This window comes from Dokdonia sp. Hel_I_53 (assembly GCF_007827465.1).
Taxonomy (GTDB): Bacteria; Bacteroidota; Bacteroidia; order Flavobacteriales; family Flavobacteriaceae; genus Dokdonia.
Genome location: NZ_VISL01000001.1, coordinates 2,422,421 through 2,445,769 on the forward strand (window position 1 = coordinate 2,422,421; position 23,349 = coordinate 2,445,769).

Annotated in this window: 20 protein-coding genes and 1 tRNA gene; 11 read left to right on the forward strand and 10 right to left on the reverse strand. The window is 36.5% G+C overall.

Annotated elements, in window-relative coordinates; all coding sequences use genetic code 11:
* The first annotated feature begins 187 nt into the window (after positions 1-187).
* A complete protein-coding gene (locus tag OD90_RS10845) occupies positions 188-2,881 on the forward strand; it encodes a DUF5916 domain-containing protein (RefSeq protein WP_144669188.1) in 2,694 nt (897 codons plus the stop codon).
* 188 nt (positions 2,882-3,069) lie between these two features.
* Here OD90_RS10845 and OD90_RS10850 read toward each other — a convergent pair whose 3' ends face one another.
* The 7 genes from OD90_RS10850 to OD90_RS10880 all read right to left on the reverse strand — a co-directional run bounded on the left by OD90_RS10850 (position 3,070) and on the right by OD90_RS10880 (position 13,374).
* Complete coding sequence (locus tag OD90_RS10850; RefSeq protein ID WP_144669189.1) at positions 3,070-3,759, reverse strand: tetratricopeptide repeat protein; 690 nt, start codon at positions 3,757-3,759, stop codon at positions 3,070-3,072.
* Between the two features lie 12 nt (positions 3,760-3,771).
* On the reverse strand, positions 3,772-6,621 hold the full coding sequence (gene polA / locus OD90_RS10855; RefSeq protein ID WP_144669190.1) for a DNA polymerase I: 2,850 nt from the start codon (positions 6,619-6,621) through the stop codon (positions 3,772-3,774).
* Positions 6,622-6,776: 155 nt separating this feature from the next.
* Complete coding sequence (locus OD90_RS10860; RefSeq protein WP_144669191.1) at positions 6,777-7,991, reverse strand: sensor histidine kinase; 1,215 nt, start codon at positions 7,989-7,991, stop codon at positions 6,777-6,779.
* A gap of 178 nt (positions 7,992-8,169) precedes the next feature.
* Entirely contained in the window at positions 8,170-9,375 is a 1,206-nt protein-coding gene (locus tag OD90_RS10865) for a sensor histidine kinase (protein WP_144669192.1), read from the reverse strand.
* A 596-nt stretch (positions 9,376-9,971) separates the two neighbouring features.
* On the reverse strand, positions 9,972-10,772 hold the full coding sequence (locus tag OD90_RS10870; RefSeq protein WP_144669193.1) for a sulfurtransferase: 801 nt from the start codon (positions 10,770-10,772) through the stop codon (positions 9,972-9,974).
* 150 nt (positions 10,773-10,922) lie between these two features.
* Positions 10,923-12,719, reverse strand: coding sequence for a translation elongation factor 4 (gene lepA, locus OD90_RS10875; RefSeq protein ID WP_144669194.1), 1,797 nt, complete (start codon positions 12,717-12,719; stop codon positions 10,923-10,925).
* A 73-nt stretch (positions 12,720-12,792) separates the two neighbouring features.
* The gene (locus OD90_RS10880; RefSeq protein WP_144669195.1) at positions 12,793-13,374 is read right to left on the reverse strand and encodes a hypothetical protein; all 582 of its coding nucleotides are present in this window, start codon (positions 13,372-13,374) and stop codon (positions 12,793-12,795) included.
* A 305-nt stretch (positions 13,375-13,679) separates the two neighbouring features.
* Here OD90_RS10880 and dusB point away from each other — a divergent pair, with 305 nt between their 5' ends.
* Positions 13,680-14,672, forward strand: a complete 993-nt coding sequence (gene dusB / locus OD90_RS10885) for a tRNA dihydrouridine synthase DusB (protein ID WP_144669196.1) — start codon at positions 13,680-13,682, stop codon at positions 14,670-14,672.
* 6 nt (positions 14,673-14,678) lie between these two features.
* Here the strand turns inward: dusB and OD90_RS10890 are convergent, their stop codons facing one another.
* Entirely contained in the window at positions 14,679-15,884 is a 1,206-nt protein-coding gene (locus OD90_RS10890) for an ABC transporter permease (protein ID WP_144669197.1), read from the reverse strand.
* On the reverse strand, positions 15,885-16,277 hold the full coding sequence (gene rbfA, locus OD90_RS10895) for a 30S ribosome-binding factor RbfA (RefSeq protein WP_144669198.1): 393 nt from the start codon (positions 16,275-16,277) through the stop codon (positions 15,885-15,887).
* A 108-nt stretch (positions 16,278-16,385) separates the two neighbouring features.
* Between rbfA and mce the strand changes: the two genes are divergently transcribed.
* From mce to OD90_RS10910, 3 genes are all read left to right on the forward strand, one after another.
* Positions 16,386-16,796: a methylmalonyl-CoA epimerase gene (gene mce / locus OD90_RS10900; protein WP_144669199.1), complete on the forward strand. Its 411-nt coding sequence runs from the start codon at positions 16,386-16,388 to the stop codon at positions 16,794-16,796.
* A gap of 92 nt (positions 16,797-16,888) precedes the next feature.
* Positions 16,889-16,962: transfer RNA gene (locus OD90_RS10905), tRNA-Ile, on the forward strand.
* A gap of 424 nt (positions 16,963-17,386) precedes the next feature.
* Positions 17,387-17,626, forward strand: a complete 240-nt coding sequence (locus tag OD90_RS10910) for a hypothetical protein (RefSeq protein WP_144669200.1) — start codon at positions 17,387-17,389, stop codon at positions 17,624-17,626.
* On the opposite strand, the gene OD90_RS10915 is transcribed toward OD90_RS10910, so the two are convergent.
* Positions 17,610-18,197 (reverse strand): riboflavin synthase, encoded by a 588-nt coding sequence (locus OD90_RS10915; RefSeq protein ID WP_144669201.1) that lies wholly within the window; start codon positions 18,195-18,197, stop codon positions 17,610-17,612. The genes OD90_RS10910 and OD90_RS10915 overlap by 17 nt on opposite strands.
* Positions 18,198-18,256: 59 nt before the next feature.
* Here OD90_RS10915 and pdxA point away from each other — a divergent pair, with 59 nt between their 5' ends.
* The 6 genes from pdxA to accC all read left to right on the forward strand — a co-directional run bounded on the left by pdxA (position 18,257) and on the right by accC (position 23,342).
* Positions 18,257-19,342: a 4-hydroxythreonine-4-phosphate dehydrogenase PdxA gene (pdxA, locus tag OD90_RS10920; protein ID WP_144669202.1), complete on the forward strand. Its 1,086-nt coding sequence runs from the start codon at positions 18,257-18,259 to the stop codon at positions 19,340-19,342.
* A 112-nt stretch (positions 19,343-19,454) separates the two neighbouring features.
* Positions 19,455-19,994, forward strand: a complete 540-nt coding sequence (locus tag OD90_RS10925) for a YceD family protein (RefSeq protein WP_144669203.1) — start codon at positions 19,455-19,457, stop codon at positions 19,992-19,994.
* A 9-nt stretch (positions 19,995-20,003) separates the two neighbouring features.
* Entirely contained in the window at positions 20,004-20,201 is a 198-nt protein-coding gene (gene rpmF, locus OD90_RS10930; protein ID WP_144669204.1) for a 50S ribosomal protein L32, read from the forward strand.
* Between the two features lie 166 nt (positions 20,202-20,367).
* A complete protein-coding gene (locus tag OD90_RS10935; protein ID WP_144669205.1) occupies positions 20,368-21,366 on the forward strand; it encodes a beta-ketoacyl-ACP synthase III in 999 nt (332 codons plus the stop codon).
* Positions 21,367-21,391: 25 nt separating this feature from the next.
* Positions 21,392-21,886, forward strand: coding sequence for an acetyl-CoA carboxylase biotin carboxyl carrier protein (accB, locus tag OD90_RS10940; protein WP_144669206.1), 495 nt, complete (start codon positions 21,392-21,394; stop codon positions 21,884-21,886).
* 103 nt (positions 21,887-21,989) lie between these two features.
* Positions 21,990-23,342 carry an acetyl-CoA carboxylase biotin carboxylase subunit gene (gene accC, locus OD90_RS10945; protein ID WP_144669207.1) on the forward strand — a complete coding sequence of 451 codons (1,353 nt, stop codon included), beginning with the start codon at positions 21,990-21,992 and terminating at the stop codon, positions 23,340-23,342.
* Positions 23,343-23,349: the final 7 nt, after the last annotated feature.

Genomic DNA, 23,349 nt, shown 5'->3' on the forward strand with positions numbered 1-23,349 from the left:
TATAGTTAATCAAATATCACAAAAAGTGCCTTTTAGCTCCATTTATTCAATCAAAAAAGATACATATACGCTTTCGCGAAAGCGTACTATTTCCTTTTATTTGTTAATGTACTCTTAAAAATATGTGATTAGTGTCACATAGATTGGCTTGGTCCGTCTTTTAAATACATCAATCAAAATTATTTTAATGTTACTAACCACTCATTCATTAAGAGCATTTAGCATGCTTTCATTATTCTTTTGCATAACGTTACATGCACAAGAAGACTCTACAGAAACTATTATTGAACGTAAGGTCTATACCACTAAAGCGGTACAAGGAACAGCTCCTTCTATAGACGGAGACCTTGCAGATAGAGCATGGGAAGCCGTGCCATGGTCTACAGATTATACACAATTTCAACCTGATATAGGTAAGCCCCCTACGCAACAAACCAAAATGAAAATCACATATGATGACAAAAACTTATATGTAGCGTTTCTATGTTATGAAAGTGATTTGTCTAAAATCGAAAAACGACTAGGAAGAAGAGATGATTTTCCAGGCGACTGGGTAGAGATAAATATTGATAGTTATAACGATGACCGTACAGGTTTTTCATTTACAGCCTCAGCCTCTGGAGTCAAAGGGGATGAGTTTATTTCTAACAATGGTAATTTTGACTCCAGCTGGAATCCTATCTGGTATCTCGCCACTGCAGATCATCCAGAAGGGTGGACAGCAGAGATACGCATACCACTTAGTCAGTTGCGCTTTAGTGCAGAGGATGAACAGGTGTGGGGTATACAGTCCACCCGACGTTACTTTGCAAATGAAGAACGTTCTACTTGGCAAGAACTGCCAGCAAACCCTCCTGGATGGGTGAGTGAATTTGGAGAGTTACATGGCATCAAAGGAATCAAGCCTCAAAAGCAGTTAGAGATTCAACCCTATGCACTGGCGCAATACAATACGTATGAGGAGGAAGAAGGAAATCCTTTTAGAGATGGAGATGATTTTAGTGGGAACGTCGGGCTAGACGCAAAAATTGGGATTACGAACGACTTAACGCTTGATCTTACGGTAAATCCAGATTTTGGACAAGTAGATGCAGATCCTGGAGCGATTGCACTTGATGGTTTTGAAATATTCTTTCAAGAACGTCGCCCATTCTTTGTAGAAAATAAAAGTGTTTTTGATTTTAGAGTAGGTGGTGGATCTGATAATGTATTCTTTCCAAGACGTATTGGGCGTACACCACAAGGTTATACCACTAGAGATGGGAGTAAAGCAGAGTTTGAAGATTTCCCTAATAACTCAACCATTCTTGGTGCGGCAAAGTTTAGCGGTAAAACGAAAGATGGTTGGACTATAGGGGTGCTAGAAAGTGTGACTGCTAAGGAGTATGCAGAAATAGATTTAAATACGCGTGAAGAAATCACCCAGCCATTAGCAGATATCAATGAACTTGGTACAAAGCGTAGAGAATTAGTAGAACCACTCACTAATTATTTTGTGGGACGTGTTCAAAAGGATTTTAATGATCGCAATTCCTTTATTGGTGGGATTTTTACGGGTACGCATAGAAACATGGAGCGCGGCTTAGATTTTCTACATACCCAGGCATATTCTGGAGGTGTAGACTTTAGACATAACTGGAATAATCGCAAGTATTATATAGAAGGAAGGGGGATCATAAGTCGGGTAAATGGTAATCCACAAGCGCTCCTTAATACACAAACATCGCTCACGCATTTATACCAGCGTGTAGATGCAAGTCATCTTGAAGTAGATGAAAGTGCCACCAGTTTGTCTGGTACAGGCGGAAATCTCGCTGCAGGTCGTAATAGCGGTAAATGGAGGTATGAGTTGGGAGGGAACTGGAGATCACCAGGGCTAGAGCTCAATGATATAGGTTTTTTACGTCGCGCAGATCGTATTGTACAATTTGCAAACGTACGTCGTTTTTGGAATAACTCGACTTCTTGGTATAGGCAAGCAAACGTTGGTTTTGAGCAAACCACACAATTTGATTTTGAAGGGAATTATAACCGAATTCAATACCAGTTAAATGGTAATATCAATTGGAAAAATAATTGGTTTACAGAAGTAGGAGGAGCGCATAAGCCACGTATTTTTATAAATAGTTATTTGCGAGGAGGACCGCGATGGGCATTTGCCGAAGAAAATTTTGGATTCTTATTCGCAGGAACAGATCAACGTAAAAAGTTTTCAGCAATTGCTGGATATGTCTATTCTCAGGCAAAACAAGATAACTTTAGCCTAAAGCGTTACGAGCTACGTTTAAACTGGCAACCACTAGATGCATTGAGTCTCAATTTAAGCACCCAATATGAGATCAACCCCAATAAAACACAATATGTATCCCAGCAATCTTATGCTCCTGTAGATTATGGAACCCGTTATATCACAGGAGAAATAGATCAAGAAACACTAAGTACTACCTTGCGTGTGAATTACAATATAAATCCAAACTTTACGATACAATACTACGCACAACCCTTTATAGCAAAAGGAACCTATTCTAAATTTAATTATGTAGCAGATAGTGATAACAAAGATCTAAATAAACGCGTGGCCTGGTATACTGAGAATCAGATTTCTGAAGATCAGGGAGTGTTTAGTATAGATGAAAATGAAGACGGTAACGCAGATTATGCCTTTGGCAAGCCAGATTTTAACTTTGTCCAGTTCCGATCAAATCTTGTAGCAAGGTGGGAATATATTCCAGGATCTGAACTATTTTTAGTGTGGTCACAGGGAATAGAAGGTGGAGCCTCCATAGACGAATCTCTTTTTGATGCTGCAGATAGCCAAATACTCGGCCAGCAAATTAGAAATACCTTTTTAGTAAAGTGGACGTATCGATTTGTGTTATAGACGAATCAAATCTCAAAATAAAAAATCCCAAATTCCAATGTATTGGAGTTTGGGATTTTTACTTGTTAAACTCTTCTCTTTATTATTACAAAAACGGTTATTTTTTTTCTGCTTGTAATAAGAAAAAAATAAAGGAGCGTGGAAAGAAGATTATGATCAAAGGATATTTTAAAATACAGGATATTAATCTAATCATTTTTGCTATCAAGTTTATTCAATAATTCCTTCGCATCAATTAAGCCATATCTTACAGCCTCTTTTAGGTGTTTTTGGGCATTTAAAGTATCTTTTAATTTGAGATATGCTTGGCCTATCCAACTTTGGATGTCTCCTACTTGATAATTTTTATTTAACGAAAACTTTAAATCTTCAATACCAGAACTATAACTTTTATTTAAAATGTGAGAAATACCTCTTTCATAAATAATCTCATAGTCTTTCATACGATAGTCAGCATCGCTATCCCATCTACCTGCGTAATTAATGAATAGTCGTATACTATCACTCTTTATTGCACCCTCTGTTTTAAGAGCTTCGTTATAATAATTTATCGCTATCTGATACTTCTCAATGCGCTTAAAATTATTACCAATATTATTTAAGACCATAGTGTTATCCGGATCAAATGCAAGAATAAGTTTGTAGTCCTCAATTGCACCCTCAAAATCACCGATCATAGATTTGTCAGCACCGCGATTTATTAATGCTGGGCGAAAGTTTCTTCTTTTGTTAATAGCTTTATCAAGAAGTTTTATTGCTTCTTCGTATTTGCCGTCATCTTCCAGATCAAAAGCCTCATTGAAATAATAATCCGCACTTCTAATATCGCAAGAACTGAATAAAAGAGAAGCAAATAGAATTATTAAATATTGTCGCATTTTTTCTAATATTTAATGCGCTTCTAGCCAGTTTTCACCTAGACCAACTTCTACATCCAGTGGCACTGCCATTTTAAAGGCGTTTTCCATTTCTGTTTGTATCAATTCTTTCATTGCGTCCAGCTCCTCATTAGGCACGTCAAAAACCAATTCATCGTGCACTTGTAAGAGCATTTTTGTCTTGTAATCGCTATTTTCAAGTTTTTTAAAAATATTGATCATTGCGATTTTGATAATATCTGCTGCACTTCCTTGTATGGGTGCGTTTACAGCATTACGCTCTGCTGCGCCTCGCACTACTGCATTGCTTGAATTTATTCCGTTGAGGTAGCGACGGCGGTCTAGAACTGTTTTTACATAACCATTTTCGCGAGCAAATTCTACAAGTTCGCTCATGTAGTTACGCAGTTTTGGGTAAGATTTGTAGTAATTATCAATAAGTTCTTTGGCCTCACCACGTGATAAATCTGTTTGATTGGAAAGTCCAAAAGCAGATACTCCATAGATGATTCCAAAATTTACTGTTTTGGCATTACTTCGTTGTTCACGAGTAACTTCATCAATGGGTACGTTAAAAACTTTTGCAGCGGTACTCGCGTGAATGTCTTCGCCATTTGTAAAAGCTTGTATCATATTTTCCTCATCACTTAAAGCGGCAATAATGCGTAATTCTATTTGAGAATAATCGGCAGCGAGTAGGGTGTGGTTTTTATCTCTTGGAATAAAGGCTTTTCGTACCTGACGCCCTCTTTCTGTACGGATTGGGATATTTTGTAAATTAGGATTATTAGAACTCAAACGACCCGTGGCAGCAACCGTTTGCATATAATCGGTATGCACACGGCCATCACTAGCAACTTGCTCTGGTAGGGCATCTACATAAGTTGACTTTAATTTTGAAAGACCGCGATAATCCAACACCTTTTGAATGATTTCATGATCTTTTGCTAAGTAAGAAAGGACATCTTCTGCAGTGGAGTATTGACCTGTTTTTGTTTTCTTAGGCTTCTCCACCAACTTCATTTTATCAAACAAAATTTCGCCTAATTGCTTTGGAGATGATATTTTAAATTCCTCTCCTGCCTCTTCATAGATCTCAGAAGTAAGTCGCTCGATGTCTGCATTGAGGTCGCCAGATAGACTTTGCAAGAATTCTACATCAAGATTTATACCCTCCACTTCCATTGCAGCAAGTACACGTAACAACGGTATTTCAATCTCATCAAATAGCTTGCGAGTTCCAGCTTCTTCTAGTTCTTTTTCGAAGTGCTGCTTGAGTTGCAAAGTAATATCAGCATCTTCTACGGCATATTCTGTTTGCTCTGCAACTGGAACGTCGCGCATGGATTTCTGATTCTTCCCTTTTTTACCAATAAGCTCAGTGATAGAAACTGGCGTATAATTAAGATAGGTTTCTGCTAGCACATCCATATTATGTCGCATATCTGGATTTATCAGATAATGAGCAAGCATGGTATCAAAGAGTTTCCCTTTTACGGTGATCTGATACTTAGCTAGTACTTTAATATCGTACTTTAAGTTCTGGCCAATTTTTTCAATGGAAGAATCTTCAAAGAACGGGCGTAACTCTTCAATAAGTTCTTGGGCTTCAGTTCTGTCTTCGGGAAACGGAATGTAAAAACCCTTGCCAGCTTCCCATGAAAACGCAATACCAACAAGTTCTGCAACTAGTGGATCAAGTCCGGTGGTTTCTGTGTCAAAACAAACTGAGGATTGCTTGAGGAGGTTTTGCAGAAATAATTTTCGCGCAAGCGGACTATCCACTTTTTGATAAAAATGTTGGGTATCTTTAATAGTTTTGCGAGTAGATGCATCAGAAACAGCATCTGCAGTGGCACCACCATCTCCACCAAATAACGAAAACTGCCCTGCTCCTGCATTAGTAGCAGCTGCTTTTTTACCAGAATGTGTAGAGCTTACTTGCGTCCCTTGGTCTGCCTCACCAGAGAATATCTTTACAAACTGATCCTTCATACGACGGAACTCAAGCTCGTCAAACTTTTTTGCTACAGCATCTGCATCTGGCTCAGAAAGTTCGTAATCTTTTGCATCAAAAGTAACATCACAGTCTAGCATTATGGTGGCTAGTTTTTTTGAAAGTAGACCTAGCTCTGCATTTGCAATTACTTTTTCTTTCATTTTGCCCTTGAGTTTATCTGTGTTCTCAAGAAGGCCTTCCATAGAACCGTAAGCGGCAATGAATTTCTTAGCTGTTTTGTCACCTACACCTGGCAAACCAGGAATATTATCTGAGGCGTCACCCATCATCCCTAGATAATCAATTACTTGCTCTGGCCGCTCTACTTCAAAACGTTTTTGCACTTCTGGAATTCCCCATATTTCAATACCGTTACCCATACGGGCTGGTTTGTACATGAAAATATTCTCAGAAACTAACTGGGCATAGTCCTTATCTGGTGTGACCATGTATATTTTAAAACCTTCTTTTTCGGCTTGCTTAGATAAGGTTCCAATAAGGTCATCTGCTTCAACACCTTCCCGCTCTATAATAGGAATGTGCATTGCCTTTAATATTTCTTGTATATGAGGGATTGCTACACGAATAGCCTCTGGAGTTTCATCTCGATTTGCCTTATAATCTTCAAAAGCTTCTACACGCGCAGAACTACCACCCTTATCAAATGCAACGGCAAGATGGTCTGGGCGTTCTCTTTTTATAACATCAAAAAGACTGTTTGTAAATCCCATAATGGCACTTACGTCCATACCTGTACTGGTGATACGAGGATTCTTTATTAAAGCATAGTAGCCGCGAAAAATAAGGGCATATGCATCTAGAAGAAATAATCTCTTTTGGGTATTTTCTGTGGTGTTTGTCACTTGAAATGGTTTTGAATTACGCTTTCGCGAAAGCGAATTGCTGCAAAACTCAAATGTAAGAAGTTGTAATGGGAATCACAGACCGTGTTAATAACTAAATATGTAACAATAGACTTGATAGATGGTTTGCGATAAGATAGTTCTATCTTAGAAGTTTAGTCTTTCTTTGGGTGTGGGAAGCTCACTGTGAATGTAGAACCTTCACCCTCACTAGAGTCAACAGAAAGAGAGCCCCCCATTTTAGCTACTACTTTATTGACTATAGATAAACCAATCCCATAGCTACCTTTATTAAGAGCATCATCCTTATCGACCATGTAGAAAATATCAAAAATTTTGCTCAATAGATTTTTAGGGATTCCTCTTCCATTATCTTTTATTGAGATATGAACTGATGATTTTTTTTCAATTGCATCTATTTCAATAAGTCCATTTTCTTTATTACTATATTTTATAGCATTTGACAAAAGATTTGTAAGAACTTGTTGAAGCGCAATTTTTGATATTAAAATAGAAGGTAAGTCCTCTGAAATTTTAATGGTTATATGTTCTGGAACAACTGTAGTGCGTATTAATTTAGAGAAAAAAGCGTTTAGATCTACTGTTTCCTTATCCAGCTGTATTTGATGAGTTGCTTTACTGTATTGAAGCACTCCTTTTATGTATTCTCTAGCGTGTATAGCGTTTTCACTTAATAAGCCTAATACTTTCTTACCTTCATCATCAATAAGGTCTTTATATTCATCAATAATTATATCTGCAAATAGCCCCATATTTCTAACGGGTGCTTGAATGTCATGAGCGACAATGTTTGCAAAATCATTTAAATTGTCAAAAGACTCTTTAAGCTCTTTTTTTGAATTAGACAGTTCTTGATTGCTTTTTCTTAGTTCGAGAAGTTGTACTATTTGCGTTGCAAGTATATCTAGTGCTTCTAATTGTTCTGATGTGATTTCTCTAGGATTATTATCTAAAACACACAGCGTACCAAGGGCGTGACCTTCACCTGTCACTAATGGAACCCCAGCATAAAATTCTAATTTTGCAGGTCCAGTAACAAATGGATTATCTTTAAATCGCTCATCCTCTAACGCATTTTTGACAACAAGAGGTTTCTCAGTATCTAATATGGTGTGAGAACAAAAACCCAATTCTCTAGGTGCAGATGTGCCACCTAACCCTAAGTTTGATTTGAACCACTGTCGCTCTTCATCAACTATAGTGATAATAGAAATAGGAGTCCCACAAATTGCAGAGGCTAATTTTGTAATAGAGTCATATTCCTTCTCAGGTATAGAGTCCAATATGTCGTAAGAATACAATGCTTCTAAACGAGATTTTTCATCGATGGGTGCAGCAGGGCTTATCATTATCTTTTAAAAGTAATGCAAGTTACTTAATGTTAAAAGTAGCGAGAAGTAGTTAACATTTATTTGACACTAGTTACGCTTTCGCGAAAGCGAATTTCTGCATAATTCAGTTGTAAGAAATTATAACGAAAATAGCAGTTCTACATAAAACTAAAATAAAAAACTCTTTTCTAGTTCCCTAAGAGCGAGGCAGAGAAACGGTAAAGGTAGAGCCTTCATTAGCTTTGGACTGAACACTTACAACGCCATTCATTTTTGAAACAATTTTCTTAACAATGGATAATCCTATACCTGAACTTCCTTTTTTTATGGCATCCCCATCATCTACCATCACAAAAATATTGAAAATTTTGTCTAACATATGGTTTGGAATACCTCTACCATTATCTATTATTGATATATGGTTAGACTGATCGTCTTGAGTAATTACAATTTTAATAAAGCCCTCTTTCTTATCATTGTATTTTACAGCATTAGATAGTAGGTTATTCATTACTTGCTGCAGGGCTATTTTAGAAGTGCGTATCGAGGGCATATTGTCCTGCATGTGAATTGTGATATGACCAGGCACTTTAATGAGTTCAAGAATTTTATCAAAAAATTGGTTTAAATCAATATTGTCTTTAACATTTGGTGCATTATACGTAGCTCTACTATACCTCAGAACGCCATCTACATACTCTCTTGCACTGTTAGCATTGTCACTGAGTAATGTTAGAATCTCCTTACCTTCCTTATCAAGAACATCGTTATAATCATCAAGTATGATATTTGCAAAAACCCCCATATTGCGAACAGGTGCTTGAATATCATGTGCAACAATATGCGCAAAATCATTAGAACTCTCTATAGAGCGTTGTAGCTCTTTTTTTGTTTCTTCAAGTTCTTTTACTGCTTTACGTAACTCAAATAGTTTTACGATTTGCTTTGCAAGAATCTTCAAGGCTTCTATTTTACTTTCTTCAAGCTTTCTAGGGTTGTTGTCAATCACGCACAAGGACCCCAAGGCAAAACCATCGTTAGTGACTAACGGTATGCCTGCATAAAATTCCACATTCGGTTTTCCAGTCACTAGAGGATTATCAAAAAACCTTTCATCTTCTAAAGCATTATTTACTATAAGAGGTTGGTGTGGTTCTAGAATACCGTGCGCACAGAATGCATCTTCTCTAGAGGTTTGATCTACATCTAGACCAATACTAGATTTAAACCACTGTCTATTTTCATCTACTAATGTAATTAAAGATATTGGTGTGTTGCAGATTTCTGAAGCTAGTTTTGTTATAGCGTCAAATTCCTCTTCCGGTAAAGTGTCTAAAATCTTATAAGAGAATAAAGATGAAAGGCGTTCTTGTTCATTATGAGGAATTTCTGGAGCGATCATTACTATGTAATTTTACCGTGCAATTTACCGCATAATCAAATCTTGAATTTACCTCTTAACATACAATTCACAATTAGTTTGAACTTAATTTAAAATTGCAGTGCTTTATTGATGTAATTCTATTTAAAAGTAAATAAAATAAAGAAAGCCAAGCAAAGATGCTTGGCTTTCACCCCAAATCATAATTGATTATTTTAAAGTCAATTACAACAGTCATAAATATTTTTTACCCAAGGGCGTACACAAATATAACAATTCTTTGAGGAGAATATTGTAAACTTTTATGGAATGAATATAGCCTTTTAAATCTAAAACACTGGTTTTTAGCAGATAGAAATAAAGCGTTTAAAGAATGAAATTACAATAAGTACTTTTAAATGGGCTTATATGTGTCGTTGGTCGATAGAAAGAAGTAGGCTATCTAATTTAACATAAATGGGACAAATTTTCTGTTTTCGGGAGAATTGATGATTGAAATATTCTTTTTTATTAGGTCATTTCAATAGCGTATTTATCATAGGACGCTATAAAATCTTAAGAGTATTTTTTAGACTGAAAGTATTTCTATGCCTTTAACTACATAATCGAATATATAGTTATATAAATAGTTCTTGCTTTTCAGCCCACTCGGTCCATGAACCATCGTAGACAGATTTTTCACGATTAGAGATGAGTTCTAAAGCAAATAAAATTATACAAGCTGTGACTCCAGAGCCACAAGTAAATACAATCGGTTTTTGTGTAAGATTGAGATTTCTGAATATATTATTTAACTTTTCTTCCGATTTATATTTCCCATTTTCAAGTACTGTGGTGTAGGGGAGGTTTATAGAATTTTCAATATGACCACTCTTTAAATGAGGTCTTGGCTCTGGAGCGATACCGTCAAATCTACCTTTAGAGCGAGCATCTATAAGTTGGAAATCGCAAGATTTTCTATTCTTTAAAATTTCATCATAGTTCTTTAAGGCAGTAGGATTAAAATGAGCTGTAAAATCACCTATTTGGACATTTCTGTTGTTTGAAATTGCGGTAGGATACCCTTTGTTTTTCCATTCAGGTAATCCACCATCAAGAACAGCAATATTTTTAAACCCCATTGTTGTAAACATCCACCACACTCTTGGGCTATAAAAGATTCCTTTATTATCAAACACGACAATTGATGAATCGTTGTTAATTCCTAATTTTCTAGCTTCTTTTTGGAATTTTGCTTGACTTGGAAGGGTGTTTGGGTATGAACTCTTTTCATCACTAAAAGTATTTGCAAGATCAAAATGTTGTGCGTATGAAATAGTATGATCATTGTCAAAATCAGCACTTGCATCAAGTATAATCAGGTTATTATCATTTAAATGATTGTTGAGCCAATCAACACTAACAAATTTATCAACCATAACTTTTTTAAATATATAATACCTAAAGATACCGACTCTAAGCTATATACAAATCATAAAATATTGGGGTGAATCTTCGATTGAGATTGAGGGAAACAAAAAAGGTGCTGTATTACCACAGCACCTTTTTAAATTTTAATTTAAGATCATCTAGTCATTTAATTTCAAAACAGCCATAAAAGCCTCTTGAGGTATCTCAACATTACCTACTGCGCGCATACGCTTCTTACCTTTTTTCTGTTTTTCTAGAAGTTTACGTTTACGGGAGATATCTCCACCATAACACTTTGCAGTTACATCTTTACGAAGTGCCTTTACAGTCTCACGAGAAATTATTTTTGCACCTATGGCAGCTTGTATAGGAATATCAAATTGTTGTCTCGGGATGAGTTCTCTAAGTTTCTCACACATTCGTTTACCTATGTCATATGCATTGTCTTGGTGTAATAACGCAGATAGTGCATCTACAGGTTGTGCATTTAAAAGTACATCTACTTTTACAAGTTTTGAAGCGCGCATTCCTATTGGTGTATAATCAAAAGATGCATATCCTTTTGAAACCGTTTTTAAGCGATCATAAAAGTCAAATACAATTTCTGCAAGCGGCATATCAAAGGTAAGTTCTACACGCTCGGTGGTAAGATAAGTTTGGCTTACAATCTGACCGCGTTTTTCTATACAAAGAGACATTACAGGTCCAACGAAATCAGATTTTGTAATTATAGTCGCCTTGATAAATGGCTCTTCTACTCGATTCATCGACGATGGATCTGGAAGGTCAGATGGGTTGTTTACCAGAATAATGTCATCTGGATGTTTATGGGTAAAGGCGTGGTAAGATACGTTGGGCACAGTAGTAATTACCGTCATGTCAAACTCACGTTCTAATCTTTCTTGAATAATTTCCAAGTGCAACATTCCTAAGAATCCACAACGAAAACCAAAACCAAGTGCTGCAGAACTCTCTGGTTCAAATACCAAAGAAGCATCATTAAGCTGCAACTTTTCCATAGAAGCTCTTAGCTCTTCATAGTCCTCTGTGTCTACTGGATAAATCCCAGCAAATACCATTGGTTTTACATCCTCAAATCCACCAATAGGATTTTGAGTAGGATTTTTTGCATCCGTAATAGTATCACCTACTTTTACCTCACGAGCATCTTTAATTCCAGTAATTAAATAGCCTACATCACCAGCTTTTATCTCCTTCTTAGGTGCCTGTGTTAATTTAAGAGTACCTACCTCATCTGCTCCATAGGTGTTTCCAGTAGCAACAAATTTAATTTGTTGATTTTTCTTAATGCTACCATTCATCACTCTAAAGTAGGTCTCTACCCCTCTAAAAGGATTATATACACTATCAAAAATTAGTGCCTGCAATGGCTCATCCACGTTCCCTTTAGGTGCTGGAATACGCTCAATAACTGCTGTAAGTATATCTTGAATTCCTATACCTGTCTTTGCAGAGGCAGGAATCACTTCTTCAGGTTTGCACCCTAACAGATCTACAATATCATCTGTAACCTCTTCTGGATTTGCACTAGGTAAATCTACCTTATTAAGTACGGGAATAATTTCGAGATCATTCTCTAGGGCAAGGTATAAATTTGAGATGGTTTGCGCTTGTATACTCTGCGCGGCATCTACTACAAGCAATGCACCTTCACAAGCAGCAATACTTCTAGATACTTCATAAGAGAAATCTACGTGCCCAGGAGTGTCAATAAGGTTGAGAATATAAGTCTCACCTTCATGAACATATTCCATTTGGATAGCGTGCGATTTAATGGTAATCCCACGTTCACGCTCCAAATCCATACTGTCTAGTAATTGTGCTTGCGCCTCACGTTTCGTAACCGTGCCGGTCTCATCTAGTAGACGATCTGCTAGTGTACTTTTACCGTGATCAATATGGGCAATAATGCAAAAATTTCGAATATTCTTCATAGTCTCTCAAATAGGCTGCAAATATACGGGATATGAGAGCATATTATACGCACATTCTCTATAACTGGATTATTTAGATTCTTATATATATTAATTTGCTATATCCAGTTATATTCTTATGCTCACCAGTCAACCCATCTTGAGGTAAGTTAACTTTTAAAATTAATCTATTATCCGATAATTCCGAAATTTCGGTCTCAAATTCAAAGGCTTCTTCTTCTTCTGGATTTTCATCAAACGAAGTAATGATTTTTCCATTTTCTAATCTCCATTCTCCAGTATGCCAACCTCCTTGAAAATTTGCATCTGAAATTATCGTGTAGCTATTTTCAAAAACAAAAGCGCTATCACCTTCACCCCTAATTTCTTCCGTATTCACTAAAACTGTTCCTAAAGTTGTTATTCTCATAGGCTGTGTTGTGATTTCCATTTTATAATTATAGTCTTCTCCGGTTCCAGTATATTTATAGGGTATAGTTATATCATTATCATAAATGAGATTACCAACTTCGATGGCTTCATAACCTACTAAATTCCATGTACCCACAAGCTCACTGGCAACTTGAGAATCGTCTAAGATGATTTCATTATCAGAATTACATGAAATAATTATTAATAAGAATATGGATAGTACTGTGGTTAAAATGATTTTCATGAATATGTTTTACAAGATTTATTAAATAGTCCTATGAATTTCGATTGAGGATTATTATACAAGTATACAATTATTAATAACCATATAACTCGATTTAATTATAAGTATATTTTAAATCAAAATGATGGATCAAATTTAGTCCAATAACCTGGTGAAGTACGTGAGGTCTTTTCCTCATTTTATACACTTAAAAAAAGGAATTATCTTTGTAAGGTTTGAAAACGCTTTCGCGAAAGCTTAATACAGACCTTACCATTTCATTTCTTACCAATATGTAGGAATGATATAAACTTTGAGATTGCAAAATGGCAAAAATAGGAGATATAGATGTAGGAGATTTTCCATTGTTACTTGCACCCATGGAGGATGTTAGTGATCCACCTTTTAGAGCCTTATGTAAAGAGCAGGGGGCAGATGTGGTGTATACTGAATTTATTTCTAGTGAAGGGTTGATACGGGATGCTGCAAAGAGTGTGATGAAGCTAGATATTTATGAAAAAGAGCGTCCAGTGGGTATTCAAATTTTTGGTGCTGTTGAAGAGTCTATGTTGCGCAGTGTAGAAATAGTGGAGGCTAGTGGTCCAGATATTATAGACATTAACTTTGGCTGCCCTGTAAAGAAAGTGGTCTCAAAAGGTGCAGGTGCTGGAATTCTAAAAGATATAGACCTCATGGTGAGTTTAACAGAGGCTATGGTAAAGCATACCAAACTTCCTGTCACTGTAAAAACTAGACTTGGTTGGGATCATGATAGTATAAAGATTGTAGAAGTGGCAGAACGATTACAAGACGTAGGCTGTGCAGCGATTTCTATACATGGACGTACTCGCGCACAAATGTATAAAGGAGATGCAGATTGGGCGCCTATTGCAGAGGTTAAGAATAACCCACGTATGTATATTCCAGTTTTTGGTAACGGAGATGTAAATACTCCGGAGCGTGCCGTAGAAATGAGAGATAAATATGGTCTTGACGGTGCGATGATAGGAAGAGCGAGTATCGGTTATCCATGGTTTTTTGATGAGGTAAAGCACTATATAAAGACTGGTACACATAAAGCACCGCCTACATTGCAAGATCGAGTTACTGCTGCGCGTAGGCATCTTGAAATGTCTATCGCTTGGAAGGGGGAAGTTCTAGGTGTTTTTGAAACACGTAGACATTACACAAATTACTTTAGAGGTATCCCGCACTTTAAAGAATACCGAATGAAACTTGTAACTTCAGATAAAAGTGAAGATGTTTTTGCAGCACTGGACCTTATAGAAAAGCAATTTGCTGGGTATGAATTTGTATAAACTGTGTTAAGGAATAGCGATAAGCTTTTTGTTAATTCTCGTTGCAGCTAGGCGTGCAGCCAGTAGGCCGAGAACTAATATAGTAGTAAGTACAATCATCAAATTGATTAGCTCAAATTTTACAGGGTACGGGAGTGTAGCGGTAATGGGTATAAAGCCAAATTCTTGTTGTAAAAGAATAAGTGCTGATCCAAGGAAGATTCCAATAAATCCACCTATAATAATCATAAGTGTGCCTTGTGTAAAAAACGTTTTACGTATGGTAGGCAAGCTCGCTCCAAGATCACTTAGTGTTTTAATGTGCTTGCGCTTATCTATTATAATCATGATCAAACTTCCCACAAAGCTAAAAAGCGCAATTATTAATACGAGCGTACAAATAAAATAAAGTGCGAGATTTTCTGTATTGAGCATTTTGTATAGCGCATCATTGAGTTGTATCCTATTTTTAATAATGACTTGGTCAGAAAATATGCGCTCTAACCTTATCCGTAAAAGTTCTTCGTCAATACCTTCCCTCATTTTAATTTCAAGGCTACTTATTTTATCAAGAGGATATTCTAATAAAGCACCTACGAAATCGATATTTGCAAAAATATGATCGTTATCTAGTGCCTCACCAGCTTGAAAAACTCCACTTGCAATAGCCTTAGAGGTATTAAAAGCTTGTGATGGATCTGTGAGTTGCCCTGTACCGGGTTTTGGCGTCATAATTTTCAATAAACTACCATAATCTCCTACGTTTAATGATAACTTTTTACGTACTAAAAAACCCATAGCAACTTCAGGCTCTCCCACACTAGGCCACGTTCCGTAAAAAACGGTGCTATCAATACTCGTGACATCTAAATAATGCTCATCAACACCTTTTATGAAAGCAAGTGCTGTTTTGCCTTCATATTCAAGATACGCACGCTCTTCGATTATTTTGGAAAAAGCATGAACCTCTTCTAAAGATCTCAAATCATTTTCTTGCTCTTTGGTAAAAGTAATCGTCTTACCAGAGGCTGGGATTATTTTTAAGTCTGGATCAATCACAGAGGTGATTGAAAGGTTAAACTCTTTTAACCCTGAAAATGCAGAGAGTACTATAAAAAGAACCATTGTTCCTATAATAATACTTATGACAGAAATAAGCGTGATAATATTAACGGCATTTGTACCGCTTTTAGAAATAAGATATCTTTTTGCAATAAAAAGAGGAAATCTCATTTACGATTTTTTACGACGAGGAAGTAAACTTGGATCTTCTAGCGGATTTTCTTCTCTCTTAAGAGACCGCTCAATTCCGTCAAGATATTCTAACGTATCATCTATAAAAAACTGTAACTCCGGCATGCGCCTTAATTGATGACGCGTACGTTGTGAAATTTCGTGACGTATTGTTGATTTTACTTGATTAATTTCAGTAAGAATGTCTGTAGCTTTATCATTAGGAAAAACGCTTATATACACTTTAGCCATAGACAAGTCTGTAGGGACTTTTACCTTTGAAACAGAAACAATAACACCTCCTTTTCCACTATTTCTCAATGCATTTTGTAATACTTCGGCAAGGTCCTTTTGAAGAACACCAGCCACTTTTTTCTGTCTATTTGATTCCATAGGTGCAAAAATACGCTTTTTATAGATTATGTTATTTTTGAAGTAGCACAATTAATGAATTACATTTTTATATGCTTTCGCGAAAGCATCTAAACCAACAAAGAAATAATGAATAAAATAGAACACATTGGTATTGCTGTTAAAGATCTAGACGTAAGCAATAATTTATATACACAACTACTAGGTATATTGCCGTATAAAATGGAAGTGGTTGAATCTGAAAGAGTCAATACTTCTTTTTTTAAAACAGGACCTAATAAGATTGAGTTGCTCCAAGCGACAGATGAAAATAGCGCGATTGCAAAGTTTATTGCAAAGAGGGGAGAGGGAGTTCATCATATCGCTTTTGCCGTAGATGATATTGTTGCAGAAATGAACCGTTTAAGAGACAAAGGATTTATTTTACTTAATGAAAAACCTAAGAAAGGGGCTGATAATAAGCTAGTCGCATTTGTACATCCTAAATCTTCTAATGGTGTACTTATAGAGTTGTGTCAAGAAATTGACAATAAAGACTAAAATTCTTTGGTTAGGTCAGTATTTGTATTAAATTTGCACCCGTTTTAAAGCTAACTCTGTTGTCTGTTAAGATTGCAAATATCTTTATTACTGGTCCCATAGCTCAGTTGGTTAGAGCATCTGACTCATAATCAGAGGGTCCTTGGTTCGAGCCCAAGTGGGACCACGAAATTACATTATAAAACCCTTCGCATTGCGAAGGGTTTTTTGTTTTCAATGCTTTGAGAGATAGAATTTAAAATTATTTTTTTGATTAAAAAGAACTTTTACTGTTAGAGTTGCGTATATCTTTAAAAGCTTGTGCTTCGTAAGCTCAGAAATCACTATAATTTTTAAATGATGGATTGCTTTTTTTAAATAAAAACTATTTCTATATTGTTTGTAAGATTTATTAATTGTACTTTTTTGTTTTAATAAAACTCTCAAGCTGCACTTTAGAAAAGTTGTATTTTTGATAGCATTAGCATAGTGTGTTTTGTTTAAAGCCATTACAATTTAATGTGAGTTAGTTTTAACAATACCTGCAATAATTATCTAGAAGGTTTCGTTTAGAAAGAAGCCCTTTATAATTTAACAAACTCTTGAATATCATGAGCCCCAAACTCAGAAATTTCATTATAGTACTCTGCCTCTTTTTTGTGGCAATGCTGGGATATGGTCAAAAAGGACCGCCACCTCCAGTTACGAGGGCAGCACCGCCACCGCCAGGACTTGCAGTGCCTATAAATGAAAATATTCTTATACTTTTAGTTTTGGGAGTTTTTCTTGGAATTTACTTTTACGTGATTAAATACAAGAAGGTAATTAAATCATCTAATAGCCAGCTGTAAGTCGTTTTACATATTTACCTATTACGTCAAATTCTAGGTTTACCCTCGTGCCCACTTCAAAATTCTTAAAGCCAGTGTTCTCATATGTATAGGGAATTATAGCAACACTAAAAGAACCTTTTTTTGAGTCTACTACTGTGAGACTTGTTCCATTCACAGTGATAGATCCTTTTTCAATGGTCACATTTTCTAGAGCAGTATCATATTCAAAAGTAAACCTCCAGCTTCCTTCCTCATTAACTTTTGCTACACAGATACCTACTTGGTCTACATGACCCTGTACGATATGTCCATCTAGTCTTGCGCCTAGTTTCATAGCTCTTTCTAGATTGATGACATCTCCTTTATTTAGATCTATGAGGTTAGTCTTTTCTAAAGTTTCTTTAATAGCTGTAACCACATAATTAGATCCATCAATGGCTACTACGGTTAGGCAGACACCATTATGTGCAACACTTTGATCAATTTTGAGCTCTGCGGTGATTGAACTTTTAATTGTATAGTGCAAATTTTCTTGTTCCTTATTAATTGAAATCACCGTTGCTAGATCTTCTATAATGCCTGTAAACATAAATGGATTTAATTTGGTTACTTTTGTCTTGTAAAAATACAAAACGCAATAGGCATCTTATGAAGAAGGAGCAAAAAGTAAGGGTGGGAATTTCTATCGGAGATTTAAATGGTATCGGTACAGAAGTGGTAATGAAAACTTTTTCAGATCCCCTTATGCTTGATTTTTGTGTTCCTGTTATTTTTGCTTCGGCTAAGACATTAAACTATGTTAAGAAACAGTTGGGAATGCAGCTGGATTTTTATGGAATAGACGCTTTCGCGAAAGCGGCAGAAAATAAAATTAATGTCTATAATTTATGGAAAGAGTCAGTAACGATAAACTGGGGAGAAGCTACAGAGACTTCTGGGGATTATGCTCTCAAATCTTTTACAGCAGCAACCGAAGCGCTCAAAAATGGTGATATAGATGTTCTAGTAACAGCTCCTATTAATAAATCTAATATTCAAAAAGAAGATTTTGTGTTTCCGGGGCATACAGACTACCTAGCTCAAGAGTTAGAAGGTGATGCAATGATGCTTATGGTCACAGATACACTCAAAGTAGGTTTGCTTACAGACCATGTGGCAGTAAAAGATGTTGCCGAAAAAATTACACCTGTCCTTATTGAAAGTAAGATTCAAACGCTATATCAGACGTTACAGCAAGATTTTGGAATTGATCGACCTAAAATTGCACTATTGGGCATCAATCCTCATGTGGGAGATAATGGCGTAATAGGAGATGATGATGATAAAGTTTTAATACCTACCTTAGAAAAGATACGGAGTACAGGAAGGCTTGTATACGGGCCCTATGCGGCAGATAGTTTTTTTGGTTCTGGAAATTATAAAAATTTTGACGCGATTTTGGCAGCGTATCACGATCAGGGATTAATTCCTTTTAAAACGTTATCTTTTGGAAAAGGAGTAAACTATACTGCAGGATTAGATAAAATACGTACATCCCCAGATCACGGTACCGCATATGAAATAGCTGGAAAAGGGGAGGCAGATCCACGCTCTTTTAGACAAGCGGTATTCACTGCTATAAATATTTATAAAAAACGCTTAGAATATAAAGAGCTCACTAAGGATGTTCTAAAAGTTTCTCCTAAAAGGTTAGGCCGGGAAAGGTCTGGAAGACCACACGCTAAGAAAAAATAATATTTAGTTCAAGATTAGTGTCTTAGAAATAAATTAAAGTAAATTAATTTTATCCCGCGCTTTAGTAATATAAAAAATTATGTATCTTTGCGCGCTCCAAACGGCTGATGTGATGAAAGGATTAAAACCATACACCATACAATACGTAGGTTTAAAAGAAGGAGAGCATACATTTGAATATACGATTACAAAATCGTTCTTTGATCTTTTTGAGTTTGATGACTATAATGAGTCTAATGTAAGTGCAAAACTTACTTTGACAAAGAAGTCAACTTTAATGGAGTTTGACTTTAAAGTTGAAGGAACAGTTAATGTAAATTGCGATATTACAAATGAACCATTTGACCACCCTGTAAAAGGGGAGTATGAGCTTGTTGTAAAATTTGGGCATGAGTTTAATGATGAGTTTGAGGACATATTGATACTTCCTTACGGGGAGTTTGAAATTAATGTAGCTCAATACATTTATGAACTTATAGTATTGTCTATGCCTAACAAAAGGGTTCATCCTGGAGTTGTAGACGGGACTCTTAAATCAGATATTTTGGATAAGCTTGAAGAGTTAAGCATACCAGATCAAGAAGTAAAAGAAAAAAAAGAAGATACAGATCCTAGATGGGATTCTTTAAAAAAACTATTAACAGATAAATAAGAGTACGTAATGGCACATCCTAAAAGAAAAATCTCGAAAACAAGAAGAGATAAAAGAAGAACGCATTACAAGGCTGCTGTACCGCAAATAGCTGTAGATCCTACAACTGGAGAAGCGCACCTTTATCACAGAGCACACTGGTTCGAAGGTAAGTTGTATTACAGAGGGCAAGTAGTGATTGATAAAACTGAAGAAGTAGAGGCATAGTCCTCACTTTTAAGAAGATAGAACTCCCATTGAAATGGGGGTTTTTTTTATGCGCTAAAATTGGCAAAAAAAGTTAATTTTAAACTCATTTTGATCAATTTTTAGTAATTTCCCCTTCGATTTTAATCAAAAATGATCAAAATCGAAACAAATTTAATCAACGCAAATGACTAAAATCTCAGCAGCAATTACCGCTGTGGGCGCATACGTTCCAGAATATGTGTTAACTAATGATATTCTGGCAACAATGGTCGATACAAATGACGAGTGGATTACCACTCGAACGGGTATAAAGGAACGTCGCATTCTAAAAGAAGAAGGACAAGGAACCTCCTTCTTGGCAATAAAGGCAGCTCAAGATTTGTTAAATAAAAAAAATCTTGACCCAGCAGAAATTGATATGGTTATCGTAGCAACCGCTACACCAGATATGCCTGTGGCCTCCACTGCTGTATATACAGCAACGCAAATAGGGGCTGTAAATGCGTTTGCATTTGACCTTTCTGCAGCTTGCTCCAGTTTTTTATATGGAATGTCTACAGCTTCTAGTTACATCGAGTCTGGTAGATATAAAAAAGTTTTATTGATAGGGGCAGATAAGATGTCCTCAATAATTGATTATACAGACAGAACCACGTGTATCATTTTTGGTGATGGTGGTGGTGCCGTACTTTTTGAACCTAATGAGGAAGGTCTTGGTTTGCGAGATGAGTATTTACGCTCAGACGGAATAGGGCGTGATTTCCTTAAAATAGATGCTGGAGGAAGTATCTTACCTACCTCGCAAGAAACATTAGATAATAAACAACATACGGTATTTCAAGATGGTAAAACCGTCTTTAAATTTGCAGTGTCAAATATGGCAGATGTAAGCGATAAAATTATGAAACGCAATAACCTTACTGGTGAAAGCGTGGACTTTTTAATAGCGCATCAAGCCAATAAACGAATTATAGATGCTACTTCCAGAAGGATGGAACTTGATGAGGACAAAGTTCTTATCAATATTCATAAATATGGAAATACGACATCAGCAACCTTACCACTGCTGATGAGCGACTATGAGAAACAATTGAAAAAAGGAGATAATATCATATTTGCTGCCTTTGGCGGCGGATTCACTTGGGGTTCAATTTACCTCAAATGGGCATATGACTCTAAGTAACCTAAACTGACTAACTCAGAAAATTATGGATTTAAAAGAAATTCAAAACTTAATCAGATTTGTTGCAAAATCTGGCGCTAGTGAAGTAAAACTAGAGATGGATGATGTAAAAATCACTATCAAAACTGGTGACGACGAAAAAGCCGCTACTACTATTTTACAGCAAATGCCAGCCATGCAACCTATGCAAGCAGCAGCTCCAGTAGCCCAAGCTCCAGCAGCAAGTGCTCCAGCTCCAGCAGCAGAAGCAGCCGCTCCAGCAGAGGATGATAATTCAAAATATATCACTGTAAAGTCTCCTATCATTGGAACATTCTATAGAAAACCAGCACCAGACAAACCAACATTTGTAGAAGTTGGTAAGCAGATCGCAGAAGGGGATGTACTTTGTGTAATTGAGGCAATGAAACTTTTCAACGAAATTGAAAGTGAAGTTTCAGGTACCATCGTAAAGATTTTAGTGGATGATTCTTCTCCAGTAGAATTTGATCAACCATTATTTTTGGTAGATCCATCATAATCCCTTGCGGGTATTTTAATCATTGAAGTGCTTAGTTGATGTTATGCTTTCGCGAAAGCGTAATCAAATACCTTCTAAGCATCTACAATAAAAACTAAACACTATGTTTAAAAAGATACTTATTGCAAATCGTGGTGAGATTGCACTACGTGTGATACGCACTTGTAAGGAGATGGGCATCAAAACAGTAGCTGTATACTCTACGGCAGACCGTGAGAGTCTTCACGTAAGATTTGCAGACGAGGCAGTTTGTATAGGTCCTGCACCTAGTGCAGAGTCGTACCTTAAAATGTCTAATGTAATTGCAGCTGCAGAAATAACTAATGCAGATGCCATTCACCCAGGGTATGGTTTCTTATCTGAAAACGCAAAGTTTTCTAAGATATGTGAAGAGCACGATATTAAGTTTATTGGCGCTTCCGAGGGAATGATCTCAAAAATGGGAGACAAGGCTACCGCAAAAGAGACAATGAAAGCAGCAGGTGTACCTTGTGTACCAGGATCTGACGGAATCATTGCAGATTTTGAAGAGTGTAAACAACTTGCTATCGAGACTGGTTACCCTGTAATGCTTAAAGCCACCGCTGGTGGTGGAGGTAAGGGAATGCGTGCCGTTTGGAAAGAAGAAGATCTGCTCAAAGCTTGGGAAAGCGCAAGACAAGAAAGTGCTGCAGCCTTTGGAAATGATGGTATGTACATGGAGAAGCTTATTGAAGAGCCTCGTCATATTGAAATACAAATCGTAGGAGATAGCAACGGTAAAGCATGTCACCTATCTGAAAGAGATTGTTCAGTACAAAGACGTCATCAAAAACTTACAGAAGAAACTCCGTCTCCATTTATGACAGATGATCTCCGTGAGCGTATGGGTGAAGCAGCCGTTAAAGCAGCAGAATTCATTAATTATGAAGGCGCAGGAACGGTTGAATTTTTAGTAGATAAGCACCGCAATTTCTATTTCATGGAAATGAATACGCGTATTCAAGTGGAGCACCCTATTACAGAGCAAGTAGTAGATTATGATTTGATACGAGAGCAAATTCTTGTCGCCGCAGGTGTACCTGTTTCTGGTAAGAATTATTACCCACAGTTACATTCTATAGAGTGTCGTATCAACGCAGAAGATCCGTTTAATGACTTTAGACCTTCACCAGGACGTATCACAAATTTACATGCACCAGGTGGACACGGAGTACGTATTGATACCCATGTATATAGCGGGTATATGATACCGCCTAACTATGACTCTATGATTGCAAAGTTGATCACAACGGCGCAAACCAGAGAAGAGGCGATAAGCAAAATGAAAAGAGCTCTTGATGAGTTTGTAATCGAAGGTATTAAAACAACAATTCCTTTCCATAGACAGTTAATGGATCACCCAGATTATATCGCGGGTAATTACACGACGAAGTTCATGGAAGACTTTGAAATGAAACCCTTAGATTCAGAATAATTAAAAA